This is a genomic window from uncultured Devosia sp. (genome assembly GCF_964244875.1).
Classification (GTDB): Bacteria; Pseudomonadota; Alphaproteobacteria; order Rhizobiales; family Devosiaceae; genus Devosia.
Genome location: NZ_CAXTKA010000012.1, coordinates 51,003 through 66,010 on the forward strand (window position 1 = coordinate 51,003; position 15,008 = coordinate 66,010).

The window sequence follows — 15,008 nt, forward strand, 5'->3', positions numbered from 1 at the left end:
CGCGGATGGTGCCACGCCGCCGATCCGTCCCCTCGCCCCCCTGGGGAGAGGGCTAGGGTGAGGGGTCGATCGCCTAGCATGTAAAGTCCGACCGATCATGACCGAGGACCTATGAACACCACTGGCCATTACCCCACGCAGGTCATGATCGACGCCTATGGCAATGATGGCTTCCGTTTTGCCGACATGTCCCATCGCGGCTCGCTGCTGTGCCTGCCAACCGGCATGTTCGCCTGGCCCGTCGCCACGGCGTCCGAAATCACCCTCGATACAATGGCGCCCGTCCTCGCTGTCGCTGACCAGATCGATGTGCTGTTTATAGGCTTGGGCAAGGACGTCGCCTCCATCGACCCTGCCATCCGCACCGCCTTCCGCGAGCGTGGCGTCATCATCGAGGCCATCGCCACCGGCGGCGCCTTGCGCACCTACAACGTGCTGATGGCAGAACACCGTGCCGTGGCGGCCGCCCTGATCGCCATCGATACGGCGCGCTGATGGCTGGCGAGAACCTCACTCACGCCTCCAATGCCCTGCGCGCCACCGACCGTGACCGCTTCCTCGCGACTTTGGTCCTGGCTGGACCGCATCGCGACGGCGTCGTGGCGCTCTATGCGTTCAATGCCGAGATAGCCGCCATCCGCGACCGCGTGTCCAGTCCGGCGCCGGGCGAGATTCGGCTACAATGGTGGAATGACGCTCTGGAAGGGCAGGGCCACGGTGCCGTTCGCCAGAACCCGGTCGCCGACGTGCTGCTCGACACCATCGTGGCTTACGCTATTCCCACCGGCACCCTGCAACGTCTTCTCGCTGCCCGCCGCTTCGACCTCTACGACGACCCCATGCCTGATCTGCCCACCTTCGCAGGCTATGCCGGCGAGACCGCCTCCACGCTCTATCAGCTTGCCGCCATGATCCTGAACAATGGCGAAATCATCGAGACCGGCGATGCGGCCGGTCATCTTGGCGTTGCCCATGCGCTGATCGGCCATCTCCGCGCCTTCGGCTATACGGCCGGACAGGGCCGCATCATGCTCCCCTGGTCGATCTTCGCCGCCAATGGCGTAGAGGAAGGCGAGATTTTTTCGCGAACGCCAAGCGAAGGTCTGCATGCGGCCCTTGGGCAGATAACCGACATGGCCCACGAGCATATCGCCAAAGCCGAAGCCGCAATTGCCGCTCTGCCGCCGGGCCTGCGCCCGGCCTTTGCCCAGTTTTCGGTATTGAAGGCACAACTCGCACTGCTGGACCGTCGCGCCGACCCGTTCGCGCCCGCGCCCGATGATACCGACTGGCGCAAACTTGCGCGTTTGGCGTGGTGGACCTTCCGCAACCGACGGTAAGCCGCCTCGCCTACGCCCAGGCGCCGATATCGACCAACGCTCGCCCCGTGATGGCGCGGCGTTTGGCAATGACCTTGTCATTGCCCTTCCACTTGACCCCTTCGGGCTTGACCACCTTGACCTCGGGGAACAGCCCAAAATTGACGTTCATCGGCTGAAAGCTGCGGGCACCCGAATAGGCCTCGCCCTCAATGTGTCCACCGGTGATGTGCCCAAGCAACGCGCCCAGAGCAGTCGTGGGCGGCGGTGTTGCCAGGACCGTACCGCGCACCTCGGCCGCCGCAAACCGCCCGGCAACCAGTCCGATGGCGGCACTCTCCACATAACCCTCCACGCCCGTGACCTGTCCGGCGAACCGGATGCGCGGATCGGCCTTGAGCTTGAGATCGGGTCCCAGAACTTTGGGAGAGTTGAGAAACGTGTTGCGATGCAATCCGCCCAGCCGCGCGAATTGTGCCTGCTGCAAGCCGGGAATCATGCGGAAAATCTCAGCCTGGATGCCGTAGCGCATCTTGGTCTGGAACCCAACCATGTTCCACAACGTGCCCAAGGCATTGTCCTGCCGCAACTGCACGATGGCATAGGCCTTGACCGTGGGGTTGCGCGGATTGGTCAGCCCCACCGGCTTCATCGGCCCATGCCGCAACGTCTCGCGCCCGCGCTCTGCCATCACCTCGATGGGCAGGCACCCGTCGAAATAAGGTACCTGCTCCCAGTCCTTGAACTCATGCAGTTCCGCCGCCAACAGCGCATCGACAAAGGCGCCATACTGCTCCTGGTCCATCGGACAGTTCAAATAATCGGCCCCATTGCCTGATGGTCCCACCTTGTCGTAGCGCGATTGCGCCCAGACGATATCCATGTCGATGCTGTCCTTGTGGACGATCGGCGCGATGGCATCGAAAAACGCCAGCGAACCTTCACCCGTCAGCGACTGGATACCCGCCGCCAATGCCGGCGACGTCAGCGGGCCAGTGGCGATGATCACATTGCCCCACTCCGCCGGCGGCAATCCATCGACCTCGTTGCGATCGATGGTAATATTGGCATGCGCCTCGATCGCCGCCGTCACTGCCGCCGAAAACCCGTCGCGATCCACCGCCAGCGCACCCCCCGCGGGCAGGGCGTGTGCGTCGGCCATCCGCATGATCAACGAACCGCAGCGCCGCATTTCCTCGTGCAGCAGGCCGACTGCGTTCTGGTCCTTGTCGTCGGATCGGAAGCTGTTGGAGCAGACCAGTTCGGCCAGCCCGTCTGTCTGATGCGCATCGGTCTTGCGGACAGGGCGCATTTCATGCAGCACGACCTTGACCCCGGCCTCCGCCGCCTGCCACGCCGCTTCCGAGCCGGCAAGACCGCCGCCGATGATATGAATGATATCTGATTTTGCCATGGCCGCAGATAGCAAGTGCCAGGAGATAGCGCAACGGGGGCGTCGATGCTAACGGGATGCTAACGGATGGACAGCGTGAAGGCGCTTCAGCAGTACAACATCGGAAAAAGAAAACACCCGCATCTCAACAAGAGGCGGGTGTTCGGTTCAGTATGACGCTCAGTCTGGCGAAGTAAGCCTTACAGCGAGGAAGCATGGTCGCGGGCGATACGATTGATATCGGTGCGCGAAATGCCCAGATCGTTGAGCTGACGATTGTCCAGAGCAGCGAGTTCACGAACGGTCTGCTGGTAAGCCGACCACTTCTTGAAAGTCTTGCGAATGTCCATTTGAAGTCTCCTTGCGTTTACGAGACTATATCTAATGGTGTTCTGCGAGGATGAGCAGAGGCTCATTTATCAAGGAAGCCATGCGATCTGTGCGGGGCTTTAACTATCGCTGTTCATTCCGCGTTAATGCTCGCGGCCACGGGAACACGGGGCGAGCAACTACAGCGGCTGTGTGCTAACGATCAAACAGGCCGCGCGTCATGCTGGCGAAGTCGGGAGCGCAAATCCCCAGAAGGCCGGCATCTCGCGTCGAGGGAACGTCCATTTCCCGGGCTTTTTGCTTGACGTCGATCAGGCGCCGGGAGCGCCATACAGCACGCACAAACATGAGTAAAACCCCAGCTTCGGGTGGCGACAACCTCAAGATGGGCCGATTTGCCAGGCCGCGCCATGCCGTAAACGTCAGGCTCGACATGCGTGGCTCGCATAGCATTTTCACAATTTTGTCTTATGGCGGCTTATATCGAGGCGTTCGCCCTAATGGCGCGGTGAGCGACATACGCTAGCATTCCGCTAACGCCGACACCCGCATTTGCCTCACTCCGCTGCCTTGCTGGCCGATTGCGGTCGCCGCGACATCACGTCCTTGAGGAACGTGCCGGTATGCGAGCGCCGGTTCTCGGCAATGGTCTCGGGCGTGCCGATCCCGACGATCTCGCCACCCCCGTCGCCGCCCTCTGGACCAAGGTCGATCACCCAATCGGCGGTCTTGATGACTTCCAGATTGTGCTCGATGACGATGACGGTATTGCCGCCATCCACCAGCTCGTGCAGGACCTCGAGCAATTTGGCGACATCGTGGAAATGCAGGCCCGTAGTCGGCTCGTCCAGCATGTAGAGCGTGCGCCCGGTCGCCCGCTTGCTGAGCTCCTTGGAGAGCTTGACCCGCTGCGCTTCGCCGCCCGACAGGGTCGTGGCCGGCTGGCCAACCTTGACATAGCCCAGCCCCACCCGCTGCAGCGTGGCGAACTTGTCGCGAATGGTCGGCACGGCCGAAAAGAACTCGACGCCCTCATCGATCGTCATGTCCAGCACGTCGGAAATCGACTTGCCCTTGAACTGCACTTCCAGCGTTTCGCGATTGTAGCGCTTGCCCTTGCAGACATCGCAGGTGACGTAAACGTCTGGAAGGAAGTGCATCTCGATCTTGAGGACGCCATCGCCCTCGCACTTCTCGCACCGCCCGCCCTTGACGTTGAAGGAAAACCGCCCCGGCCCATAGCCGCGCTGCTTGGCTTCCGGCAGACCGGCAAACCACTCGCGCAGCGGCGTGAACGCGCCGGTATAGGTGGCCGGATTGGAACGCGGCGTGCGCCCGATCGGGCTCTGGTCGATATCGATGACCTTGTCCAGGAATTCCAGCCCGGTCAGCGATTGATGCGGCGCCGGCATAACGCGGGCGCCGTTCAGCCGTCGCGCGATGGCCGTATACATGGTGTCGATCATCAGTGTCGACTTGCCGCCGCCCGAAACGCCGGTAATGGCGACGAACATGCCCAGTGGCACATCGACCGAAACATTCTTGAGATTATTGCCGGTCGCGCCCTTGAGGCTGAGTGCCTTGCCTTTTTTGGCTTCGCGTCGTTCGGCAGGTATCGGAATGCCCATGCGGCCGCTGAGATATTGCCCGGTCAGGCTCTCGGGATGCCGAAGGATATCGTCAGGCGTGCCTTCGGCAACGATATGCCCGCCATGAACGCCCGCGCCCGGGCCGATATCGACCACATAGTCGGCAGTCATGATCGCGTCTTCGTCATGCTCGACCACGATCACCGTGTTGCCGATATCGCGCAACCGCCGCAGCGTATCGAGCAGGCGGGAATTGTCGCGCTGATGAAGGCCAATCGAAGGCTCGTCCAGCACGTAGAGCACGCCGGTCAGGCCGGAGCCGATTTGGCTGGCGAGGCGAATGCGCTGCGATTCGCCGCCCGACAGCGAGCCGGAATTGCGCGCCAGCGTCAGATAATCCAGCCCCACATCGTTTAGGAAATTCAGCCGCTCGCGGATTTCCTTGAAGATACGCTCGCCAATCTGGCGTTGCGTGTCATTGAGCTTGCCGTTCAGCGTCTCGAACCATTCCGAAGTGGCCCGGATCGACTTTTCGGTGACCTGGCCGATATGCATGCCATCGATCTTGACCGCCAGGGTCTCCGGCTTCAGCCGATAACCGCCACAGGCCACGCAGGGCGCCTGCGACATGTATTTTTCGATCTCTTCGCGCATGCCGGCGCTTTCGGTCTCTTTATAGCGCCGATCCAGATTGCCGATTACGCCTTCGAACGGCTTGGTGGTCTTGTATTGGCGCAGGCCATCGTCATAAACAAAATTGATCTGCGTCTTGCCGGTGCCGTAGAGCACCGCATGCTGCACCTCGAACGGCAATTCGGTCCAGGCTGTGCCGGTCGACGCGCCGAAATGCTTGACCACGGCATTGAGCGTTTGCAGGTAATAGGGCGCCGAGGTCTTGGCCCATGGCAGGATGGCGCCGTCACGCAGCGACAGCGTGGGATCGGGTACGATCTGGTTGGGATCGATCTTCTGCTCGGTACCCAGCCCGTCGCAGACGGGGCAGGCGCCGAATGGATTGTTGAACGAGAACAGGCGCGGCTCGATTTCGGCAATGGTGAAGCCGGAAACCGGACACGCGAATTTTTCTGAAAACGTGATCTGCCGCGCCGCGCCGTCCGCGCCTTTTTCGTCGGCAAATTCCACCAGGGCAATGCCATCGGCCAGCTTCAGCGCCGTCTCGAAACTTTCGGCGAGCCGGCCGGCAATATCAGCGCCAACCACGACGCGGTCGATCACCACTTCCAGATCGTGCTTGAGCTTCTTGTCGAGGGCAGGGGCCTCCTCGATCTCGTAATATTCCCCATCGATCTTGACGCGCTGGAAGCCCTTGCGCATCAGGTCGGCCAGCTCCTTCTTGTATTCGCCTTTGCGGCCGCGCACCATCGGCGCCAGCAGGAACAGGCGCGTACCCTCGGGCAGTTCCAGCACCTTGTCGATCATCTGCGATACGGTCTGCGACTCGATCGGCAGGCCGGTGGCCGGCGAATAGGGAATGCCGACGCGCGCGAACATCAGGCGCAGGTAATCGTAGATTTCGGTAACGGTACCCACGGTCGAGCGCGGATTGCGGGAAGTGGTCTTCTGCTCGATCGAAATCGCCGGCGACAGACCCTCGATATGCTCGACGTCGGGCTTCTGCATCATTTCGAGAAACTGCCGCGCATAGGCCGACAGCGACTCGACATAACGGCGCTGGCCTTCGGCATAGATGGTGTCGAACGCCAGCGAGGACTTGCCGGAACCCGACAGTCCCGTCATCACGATCAGGCTGTCGCGCGGCAGGCGGACATCGATGCCCTTCAGATTATGCTCGCGCGCGCCCCGGACGATGATTTCGCGATTCTGGCTGGGCTTTGGCGTCATCTTGATGTCCATGGCTCGGGCACGCGCCATCGGGCGCGTGGGCAAATATAGAGTGGTCTGGCGTACGGGGTAAGCCGCAGAAGTAGGAACAATGGCCCTGTGTTGCAAGTTCCGCACCGCCAACGGCGCGGCTTAGGAGAACGAATAAAACCGCCACTTAGAACATAAAAAGAACGAAAGCGGATTCGGTCAAGCGGAATTGCTTCATTATGGGACTTCACGCCGTATTCATGGCGTGACCGTACAATCGAGTTTGGAACATTAAGCGAACATTGCTGGTTCGACTTGTGGCTTTTTCGTGTCGATAATGTAGAAGACGGCTTTGATCCAGTTGCGGGTTTGTCGCCTCAACGCTAGCCTTGTTCGAGCTAGCAAGTGCTGCTGACAGGAGATGTCAGGAGCGATCGACCGGACCGTTCCACCGCTTTATGGCTTGCATCGACCGTATTGACTTTCACTTCATACAAGAACATAACAAGAACGGAAGCAACAGCCTGTTCAAAACGCCAATTTGCCGCGGCAGCGCCTGCGGCGAAGCGGTAGGATAGGTCATCGGATCGGGGCGAGACCCCAGGTTGCGATAGTCGAAATATCGGCCTTGGCTTCGCGCGCGGGTCGGCAGTGTAAGGAAGTCATCATGGCGGGCAGCGTCAACAAGGTTATCCTCGTCGGCAATCTGGGGGCCGATCCAGAAGTGCGCAACCTGCCCAACGGCGGTAAGGTGGTGAACCTGTCGATTGCCACCTCGGAAAACTGGAAAGACAAGAACACCGGCGAGCGGCGCGAAAAGACCGAATGGCATCGCGTGGTGATCTTCTCGGAAGGTTTGACCCGCGTGGCCGAGAGCTACCTGAAAAAAGGCAGCAAGGTGTATATCGAGGGCCAGTTGCAAACGCGCAAATGGCAGGACCAGAGCGGCGCCGATAAATACTCCACCGAAATCGTGCTGCAAGGCTTCAATTCGAACATGACCCTGCTCGACGGCCGCGGCGACGGCGACAATGCGGGCGGTGGTGGAGAAACCGGCTTCCGCGGCACCCGCCAATCGGACAATGGCGGGGGCGGCGCCCGCCGGCCATCCTCGAACGCTCCAGCCTTCGAGTCCGGCGGCATGGACGACGATATTCCGTTCTGAGACTAACCTAGTGTGCCGGGTCTGTTGCTTGCTTGAAGGTAGCAACCAGACCTGGCAGGGCGCTGGCCAATCGGTCTGCTGCCGCCAGAGCTGGCGCCGAGCGCTGGAGATTGAACTGACCGTAAGAATGCATGACGCGGTGGCGAAAGCTGCGCGTTTCGTGCAAGTCCGCCGCTGCGGCCGGTGTCAGCAGTGCAGGCCGCGCGTGTTGGCCCTCGACAACTCGAGCCAATCGATCGATGAGCCGGGCGTGCCAATCATCACCGGTTGGCCGCTCCTCATCAAAAATTCGCAATATCCTGAGAAGGCCAGCCTCCGTCGCGGTGTGGGCCGACTGCATCGCATGCATCAGGGCCATTTCAGCGCGATAGCGATCAAGTCCGACACCGTCGAAACCGCCCGTGCCGCTAAGGGCTATAGCGTTTTCAAAGTGCCGGACGGCTGTTGCGATATCGACATCGACATCGAGCCAACGAGCATCGCTCATGGCAGCATGATCCCATCCCGGTCGATGCGCAGACGCAAGTCCTGCCCGATCTCGGCAATGAAATATGCGTCGGCACAAAGGCCCAAGCCGGTGCAGAGCGTTTCGACGTAATCACGCGCCTGTGGCCCCAGTTCGCCAGGAAAATCAACGACAACGTCGAAGTCGCTATCGAAGCGGATGTCGTTCCGCGCGACGGAGCCGAATATAATGAAGTGGCCGGCATGTTGAATGGCATAGGCCCGCAAGTCGGCGATGGCCACTACAGCCGCTTCGCGAAGCTGCTGTACCTTGCGAGTTTTTCGCTCAGGAACTGTGACGACCATGCCTGCCTCCACGACGTGCGCAATTATAGGCTGCGTAGTGAGCTTGGACAACCAGGCCGGTCAAGCAACGCCTGTGCTCCACCCTAGAGCATGTCGGTATCGCCGGTTCACTTCGTGAACGGCACTTCGGCGCGCAGGCTTTCGCCGGTTTCCACATAGACTACCTGGAAGCCCACATCGATCTGCTGGGCGGTCAGCGTGATATCGGCGGTGATGCTGATGTCGCGGCCGTCTTCGTCCTGATCGCGCTCGCGCAGGTTGAAGACCAGGCCGCGACCGCGTTTCTGGCCCACGGCAATGCCTGAAAAGGTGGCGTTCGAGGTCATCGCTGCTTCAAAGCGCGCGCTGGCATCGATATAGGCCAGCGTGCCATTGATCGATAATGTGGTGCCGGCCAGCGTGCAGCGGCCCGAATAGTTCACCTTCTCGTCATTGCCGTCCTTGAGGGACATGCGGCACACGACGGTTTCCGTCTCCGCCCCGGTCAAGGTGCCGCGCCCGCGCCATTCCCCGACATAGGATTTGAGCAAGGCCACGTCAACGGGCGCCGCAAATGCCGAGCCTGCGGCCATCGATGCCGCTAGGCCGGCAAGCATGACACGGCGCAACAGCGGTCCAACAATCGTCATGGCCTATTTCTCCAGTTGAGCGCCAAGCTTGAGCCGCGCTCAGCAGATGGCGGCCGGTGCAACCGCCCAGCCTTGTCATAACGGCATTGGCCGCCACTTGATCCACGACGCCGAATCGATTGCGCCATCTAAACGGGCCATCGGCATGCGGGCAAGCCGACGCACACGCCGGGCCGTTGTGCATGAAACGGGCAGCCGATCGCGAATGGCGTTCGAGGCGTGGCGTGTTAATCCGAACGGCGCAAATTATTTTTGGGCTTTGTCCGTTTGCGGAGCACCACGCCGTCAGAGTGTGCAGAGCCGGATGGTCCGGCTCAGCAACTCAAGGAATATCGCATGAGCCATCGTCTTGTTGGTGCCGCGATTGCGGCAATGCTCGCATTGCCCGTTCAGGCCGCACCGTTTACGCTGTTTATCTACGAAGATCAGGCCCAGCTCGACCTGCGCCCCGGTACGGACAGTGCGTCGCAGGCCTATTGGTCGGCCTATGATGTCTACGGCAAGGATCTTGCGGCGGCCGGCGTGCTGCGCGGCGGGTCGGCGCTCAACACGAGCGGCAGCGTCGCGCTGGTGACGGCAGCCAGGGCCGAGGTCGCTTCGTCTGCCTATGCCCCTTCGTCCTTGGCGCTTGGCGGCTATTTCCAGATCGACGTGCCCAGCGAAGCTGATGCTGTCCAGTGGGCACAGAAGGCACCGCTGGGTGGCGAAAGCCTGATCGAGGTCAGGGCTGGCTATCCGGTGCCCGCCATGATGATGATAAGCAACTGAGCAGGGGGACAAAATGCAATACATGCTGATGTTTTATGAGAACGAGGCCGAGATCGCCGCCCAGCGCGACCAGGCCGAACGTGCCGGACCCTATTGGGGCGCGTGGAACGCCTATATCGGTGCGCTGTACGAAGCAGGCATCGTCCTCAGAGGCGACGGGCTCCTGCCCCCTGCGGCGGCAACCACGGTACGGCTCGAAGGCGGCAACCGCCTGGTGCAGGACGGACCAGTGGCGGTTACCAAGGAACAGCTGGCCGGTTACGTCGTGATCGAGGTACCGGACCTCGATGCAGCGCTGTCCTGGGCGGCGCGCAGCCCTTCGTCTTCCCACGGGGCTACCGAAGTGCGCCCCGTGCTGCCTCCGCCCAACCAAGGCTAAGCGGTGGACGGCAGCCTTCAAGAACACGGGCGGCGGACGGCGGAGAACGCTGCCCGCACCTCCTATGGGCGCCTCCTCGCGTATCTCGCGCGAGCATGGCGCGACGTGGCGGCGGCTGAAGACGCGCTCGCGGAGGCCTTTGCCCAAGCGCTCGACATCTGGCCCACGAAAGGCGTGCCGGCCAACCCCGATGCCTGGCTGATGGTGGCGGCGCGAAACCGGCTGCGCGATGGCGCGCGGGCGCGCAAAACACGCGAACAAATGGCCAGCAGCCTCCTGGTGCTGGCACCGACCGACAGCGAGGACATGCCCCGGATTGCCGACAGACGGCTGGAACTGATGTTCGTGTGCGGGCACCGGGCCATCGATGCCGCCGCGCGCACGCCGTTGATGCTGCAAACAGTGCTCGGATTGACGGCGGAGCGTATTGCATCTTCGTTCCTGGTTTCGCCCGATGCGATGGGGCGGCGGCTGAGCCGGGCCAAGGCGCGTATTAAGGACACCGGGATTGCCTTCGAAGTGCCGGGGGAAGACGAGCTGGGCGAGCGCATGGACAATGTGCTCGAGGCCATCTATGCCGCCTATGGGCAGGGCTGGGACAGCACGGGCAGCGACGACCAGACGCGCAAGGGGCTGACCGAAGAGGCGATCTGGCTGGCACGCGTGCTGGTGGACGTGCGCGCCGACGATGCCGAGGCGCTGGGCCTTCTGGCGCTGATGCTGTTTTGCCAAAGCCGGGCCAGCGCGCGCCGGGTCGCCGGAGGCTATGTGCCGCTGGCGGAGCAGCGGACGGAACTGTGGGACCTCGACATGGCGCGCGAGGCGGAGGCGGTTTTGCGGACGGCCGGTGCGCTCAAGCGCTCCGGCCGGTTCCAGCTCGAGGCGGCGATCCAATCGGCCCTGGTGCAATCGCGCCTGACGGGAAACGACATGCGGCACCCGATCTGGGCCTTGCACGCGCTGCTTGCCCAGCAGGCGCCAACGGTCGGCAATCTCGTCGGGCTTGCGGCAGCAACCGCCGAGGTCAAGGGTCCGCAGGCCGCCCTCCATGAGCTGTCGCGAATCGCGCCGGAGCGGACCGCGGACTACCAGCCCTATTGGGCGCTGGTCGCGGACCTGCTGCGCCGGATCGGCACCGATCCCCAGGCGCAGTCACAAGCGTTCAATCGGGCGATCGGGTTGACCGAGGATCATGCGGTGCGACAATATCTGCTCGAGAGGTAAGCCATCTAGCGGGGCGGTGAACCGGGATGGGGCGCATCGGTCGTGGTGTCGCCGGTGGGATCGTCGGGCGTCGGATCGTGATCGGCGGTGCGCACGCGCAGCCGGCCGAGCGGATGAAAGAACTTACCGCCCGCCGCCAGCAGCGAGGGCAGGATGAACAGATCGCCGAGCACCGCCAGCGCCAGGGTGATGACGAACAGCGAGCCGAACAGGGCAACTTGCGGCAGTCCTGAAAACATCACGATCGACACCCCCGAGCACAGGATAAGGGTGGTCGCCACGATGGCGCCGCCGATCCGGTCCAGCGTGTGCTTAAGCGCATCCATGTGATCGCGCTTTTCCTCGCGCCGCGCATGCAGGTAATGCGACAGGAAATGGACGGTGTCGTCCACGGCAATGCCGAAGGCGATGGTCAGCGCGATTCCCGTGATCAATTGCAGTCCTTGCCCGGTGAAATACAACCACGCCTCGGTTCCCAGGACCGGAAACAGATTGGGAATGGCCGAAGCCAGCGCCACCCGGAACGACTGGAAGGCGAAGCCGATCAGCGCCAGGTTGACCAGCACCGACACCGTCAGGTCGAGCTGCAAACCGCGCACGATCTGGTCGGTGGCAAACGTGGTCATGATGCGGAAGCCGCCGATTTCGGCACCCTTGATGCCGGCCTGGTCCAGTTTGGCCGTCACGTTCTCGACCAGTTTCTTGAGCACGTCGCTGTCGATGATAGTGGGCATGAAGCCGGTGACCAACGCCTGCGCGCCATCCTCGGTGACGAAACGCCGGCGCAGGAACGGCCCGACGGCGTCGAACACCTCCTCGCGGATGAAACCGGTATCGGTGTAGTTGCTGATGCTGGCGGCAGAAATGACCTTGTTGGTGCCCAGCTCGCTTTCAAGGATAGCGTGCACCGTGCGGATGGTCTGGAAGTCCGTGTCGCTTATAGTGGGGTCATTCCCCGCCAGCGGCACGCGGATATAGAGCGGCGCCACGCCGCCGACGCCGCTGTCGATCTGCTCCGCCGTGGTCAGCGCATCCGACCCCTTGGCCACGAAGTCCTCGAAGGAAAAGTGCGGCTGGATCAGGGCGTAAGGCACGAACAGCAGCAGCGTGACGATGATGGCCAGGATCGACATCGGCCGCCCAAAGCGGGAGGCGATGAACCAGCTTAGGGGCAGGGGCGCGGTCAAAACCAAGCTGGAGCGCTTGGGGGGCTTGAAGCCGAGGCGGATGGCGGCCTTGAGCAGCAGGGGCAGGAAAGTCATCAGGCAGGCGAATAGCAGGAAACAGCCGATGGCGCCGGCAATGGAAAATTCCTGCACGCCCTTGCCCGGCGTCAGCGACAGCGACGCGAACGACACCAGCGTGGTTAGCATGGTCAGCGATGTCGCCGGGCCGACCAGCTTGACCGTGGCATCCACCGCCTGGTTGGGCGCCATGCCGTCATCGCGCCAATAGGCTAGCCAGTTGAAAACGAAGAACATCGATTCAGCAAAGCTGATCACCAGGACCAGCGTGGTGACGATGATGGTCAAAAACGAGAACGAGCCGAAAAACAGCAGCACGATGCCCATGGTCCACATCACTGCCAGAAACGGCGTCGCCGCCACAAGCAGCGCGCCAGCCAGCGAACGCAGCGCCAGGAGCGAGATAATTGCGCCCAGGGCAAAACCATAGACGGTGAACTTGATCTGGTCTTCCACCGCTGCATCGAGCATTTCGGAGGTCCAGATCGGCGGCCCGGTCAACTCGATGCCGAGGTCCGCGCTCTGGTATGGGGCGATAACCTGGCGCAGGCTGGCGAGCATGGCCTTGGTTCCATCGCCCTTGGTCAGCTCCGGATTGGGGAACATGATCAGCACGACGCCGGAGAGATCGGGCGTGATCAGGTTGCGCATCATCGGATCGTTCTGCTGCAAATCCGACAGCGCGATGGCGACCTGGGCGAAGTCCGTCATGCCCTCGGGCACTGCCGGAACGGAGCCGCCCTGGCCATCGGGCTTGCGCAATGTGAAAGGCGACATGGTGCCCAACGCGAATTCGTTGAGTTCCAGGTCGAACGCCAGGTTGCGCACCTGTTCGAGCACGACGGGGTTGGTCAATTGGGGCGAGTTGACCAGCACATAGATGTCGTTCTCGAAAGTGCCGAACGTATCGGCCAGGCGCTCATAGGCGTCGTAGTAATGACCCGAATTCGCGTAGACCCGCAGCGGGTCGCCATCGACATTGGCCCTGGGCACCTGGGAAAAGCACAGGATCGAGAACAGCAGCACCCCGATTGCCACGGCGCGGGGATAACGCAGTGTCAGCAGCCCGATATATTCAAGCCCGAAGCCGATGGAGCGGTCGTAACTGATGTACGCCCAAAGGCGCTTGAGCCCGAACCCCTTAGCCAACCAACCCGACTCCGCAGCGTCCGCAAGGTAGCGCGATTGGTACGCGGTTGCATCGATCTCGTCCAGCGGCCGCGGCCCTAGGCGGAATGTCGGCTGACCTGATCAGCCAATCGATCGGCACTTCAGACCGTATGGTTGTCGGCTATCCACTGACTGGAAAATTCTTCAAGCCATGCAATTTCGAGCTCGAGCTGGCGGATGGTCAATGTCACCATGGATTGGGCCACCACAATGCGCGCGCCCTGATCGGCATTGATTTCCAAGAGCGTCATTTGCTCGCGAGTCAATTCCGAAACCAGAAAGGCATGCCGCTGTTGAACGATCCGGACGACATCGTCATGGCGGGCGTGGATTGACAGGGCCAGCCAAGTCGCGAAGGGGTCGGGAATGCGCGACGTCGCCCATGATGCCCTCCCGAGTGCATCGGCGAGCGCCGCTGCACCATTTGCTCCAACGCTATAGACGGTTTTGGCCCTACCACCCCTCTCGCCGGCGTCGATAAGCGCCAAGGCGGACAGCTTTTGAATCGCGTAGTAGACGTGGGCCCTCGAGACACTTGCCCAATCGCGCACCTCCTGGCGCTCATATTCGCGCAAGAGTTCGTAGCCGTGCATGGCGCGCTCCGATAGCAGGCTCAACACCACAAGATCGGCGGCCGTCAAGACCGAGCCTCCTGTTCGCCGACTGGCGACTCCCCTTAGCGCTGCTGTTTCAATTGACATGGACCGGTGCTCCAGCTATTAGTCTGATTAAGATTATTAGAACAGTTCGGGGCGAGAATGCAATTCCGATACACCATAATCTATGTGCCTGACGTAGCCGCAGCGGTGAGGTTCTACGAGGCCGCTTTCGGCCTTTCGTCTCGGTTCATTCACGAAAGCGGGCAATACGCGGAGATGGAAACCGGCAGCACCGCCCTGGCTTTTGCCGGCGAGGAGTTTACGACGACTTGCCATCTGTTCGCGCCGAACCGTAAAGACGATAAACCGGCGGGCGCAGAGGTCGCTTTTGTTACAGATACCGTACAGGCGGATTTCGAAAAAGCAGTCGCAGCAGGCGCGACGTGCGCAGTTGAACCCATGGTGAAGCCTTGGGGACAGACCGTTTCCTATGTCCGCGATCTCAATGGCTTTCTCGTCGAGATTTGCAGCGAAGTGAGTGCTTAGCGTGCAGGGC

16 protein-coding genes are annotated in these 15,008 nt (G+C 61.7%); 7 read left to right on the plus strand and 9 right to left on the minus strand.

Features of this window, described 5'->3' with window-relative positions:
• Positions 1–111: 111 nt before the first annotated feature.
• Together ACFE8X_RS13845 and ACFE8X_RS13850 are read left to right on the plus strand one after the other, a co-directional pair.
• Complete coding sequence (locus tag ACFE8X_RS13845) at positions 112–495, plus strand: Mth938-like domain-containing protein (protein WP_375452071.1); 384 nt, start codon at positions 112–114, stop codon at positions 493–495.
• Positions 495–1,340 carry a phytoene/squalene synthase family protein gene (locus ACFE8X_RS13850; protein WP_375452072.1) on the plus strand — a complete coding sequence of 282 codons (846 nt, stop codon included), beginning with the start codon at positions 495–497 and terminating at the stop codon, positions 1,338–1,340. The genes ACFE8X_RS13845 and ACFE8X_RS13850 overlap by 1 nt, the downstream gene beginning before the upstream one ends.
• Before the next feature lie 10 nt (positions 1,341–1,350).
• Here ACFE8X_RS13850 and trmFO read toward each other — a convergent pair whose 3' ends face one another.
• The 4 genes from trmFO to uvrA all read right to left on the minus strand — a co-directional run bounded on the left by trmFO (position 1,351) and on the right by uvrA (position 6,506).
• Positions 1,351–2,733: a methylenetetrahydrofolate--tRNA-(uracil(54)-C(5))-methyltransferase (FADH(2)-oxidizing) TrmFO gene (trmFO, locus tag ACFE8X_RS13855; protein ID WP_375452073.1), complete on the minus strand. Its 1,383-nt coding sequence runs from the start codon at positions 2,731–2,733 to the stop codon at positions 1,351–1,353.
• Between the two features lie 179 nt (positions 2,734–2,912).
• On the minus strand, positions 2,913–3,062 hold the full coding sequence (locus ACFE8X_RS13860) for a DUF1127 domain-containing protein (protein ID WP_375452074.1): 150 nt from the start codon (positions 3,060–3,062) through the stop codon (positions 2,913–2,915).
• Between the two features lie 175 nt (positions 3,063–3,237).
• Complete coding sequence (locus ACFE8X_RS13865; RefSeq protein WP_375452075.1) at positions 3,238–3,390, minus strand: hypothetical protein; 153 nt, start codon at positions 3,388–3,390, stop codon at positions 3,238–3,240.
• 209 nt (positions 3,391–3,599) lie between these two features.
• Positions 3,600–6,506, minus strand: coding sequence for an excinuclease ABC subunit UvrA (uvrA, locus tag ACFE8X_RS13870; protein ID WP_375452076.1), 2,907 nt, complete (start codon positions 6,504–6,506; stop codon positions 3,600–3,602).
• Between the two features lie 625 nt (positions 6,507–7,131).
• Here uvrA and ssb point away from each other — a divergent pair.
• The gene (ssb, locus tag ACFE8X_RS13875; protein WP_375452077.1) at positions 7,132–7,629 is read left to right on the plus strand and encodes a single-stranded DNA-binding protein; all 498 of its coding nucleotides are present in this window, start codon (positions 7,132–7,134) and stop codon (positions 7,627–7,629) included.
• A gap of 7 nt (positions 7,630–7,636) precedes the next feature.
• On the opposite strand, the gene ACFE8X_RS13880 is transcribed toward ssb, so the two are convergent.
• From ACFE8X_RS13880 to ACFE8X_RS13890, 3 genes are all read right to left on the minus strand, one after another.
• Positions 7,637–8,116 (minus strand): hypothetical protein, encoded by a 480-nt coding sequence (locus ACFE8X_RS13880; RefSeq protein WP_375452078.1) that lies wholly within the window; start codon positions 8,114–8,116, stop codon positions 7,637–7,639.
• Positions 8,113–8,439 (minus strand): nucleotidyltransferase family protein, encoded by a 327-nt coding sequence (locus ACFE8X_RS13885; RefSeq protein WP_375452079.1) that lies wholly within the window; start codon positions 8,437–8,439, stop codon positions 8,113–8,115. Before ACFE8X_RS13885 ends, ACFE8X_RS13880 begins: the two co-directional genes overlap by 4 nt.
• A gap of 107 nt (positions 8,440–8,546) precedes the next feature.
• On the minus strand, positions 8,547–9,068 hold the full coding sequence (locus tag ACFE8X_RS13890) for a hypothetical protein (protein ID WP_375452080.1): 522 nt from the start codon (positions 9,066–9,068) through the stop codon (positions 8,547–8,549).
• Positions 9,069–9,404: 336 nt separating this feature from the next.
• On the opposite strand from ACFE8X_RS13890, the gene ACFE8X_RS13895 reads away from it, so the two are divergent.
• The 3 genes from ACFE8X_RS13895 to ACFE8X_RS13905 are packed head-to-tail and all read left to right on the plus strand — an operon-like array spanning position 9,405 to position 11,439.
• Positions 9,405–9,836: a YciI family protein gene (locus tag ACFE8X_RS13895; RefSeq protein ID WP_375452081.1), complete on the plus strand. Its 432-nt coding sequence runs from the start codon at positions 9,405–9,407 to the stop codon at positions 9,834–9,836.
• A 13-nt stretch (positions 9,837–9,849) separates the two neighbouring features.
• Entirely contained in the window at positions 9,850–10,215 is a 366-nt protein-coding gene (locus ACFE8X_RS13900) for a YciI family protein (RefSeq protein WP_375452082.1), read from the plus strand.
• 3 nt (positions 10,216–10,218) lie between these two features.
• Positions 10,219–11,439: an RNA polymerase sigma factor gene (locus ACFE8X_RS13905; RefSeq protein WP_375452083.1), complete on the plus strand. Its 1,221-nt coding sequence runs from the start codon at positions 10,219–10,221 to the stop codon at positions 11,437–11,439.
• 5 nt (positions 11,440–11,444) lie between these two features.
• Here ACFE8X_RS13905 and ACFE8X_RS13910 read toward each other — a convergent pair whose 3' ends face one another.
• The gene (locus ACFE8X_RS13910; protein ID WP_375452084.1) at positions 11,445–13,832 is read right to left on the minus strand and encodes an RND family transporter; all 2,388 of its coding nucleotides are present in this window, start codon (positions 13,830–13,832) and stop codon (positions 11,445–11,447) included.
• A gap of 122 nt (positions 13,833–13,954) precedes the next feature.
• The gene (locus tag ACFE8X_RS13915; protein ID WP_375452085.1) at positions 13,955–14,494 is read right to left on the minus strand and encodes a PadR family transcriptional regulator; all 540 of its coding nucleotides are present in this window, start codon (positions 14,492–14,494) and stop codon (positions 13,955–13,957) included.
• A 117-nt stretch (positions 14,495–14,611) separates the two neighbouring features.
• On the opposite strand from ACFE8X_RS13915, the gene ACFE8X_RS13920 reads away from it, so the two are divergent.
• Entirely contained in the window at positions 14,612–14,998 is a 387-nt protein-coding gene (locus tag ACFE8X_RS13920; RefSeq protein ID WP_375452086.1) for a VOC family protein, read from the plus strand.
• Positions 14,999–15,008 lie beyond the last annotated feature (10 nt).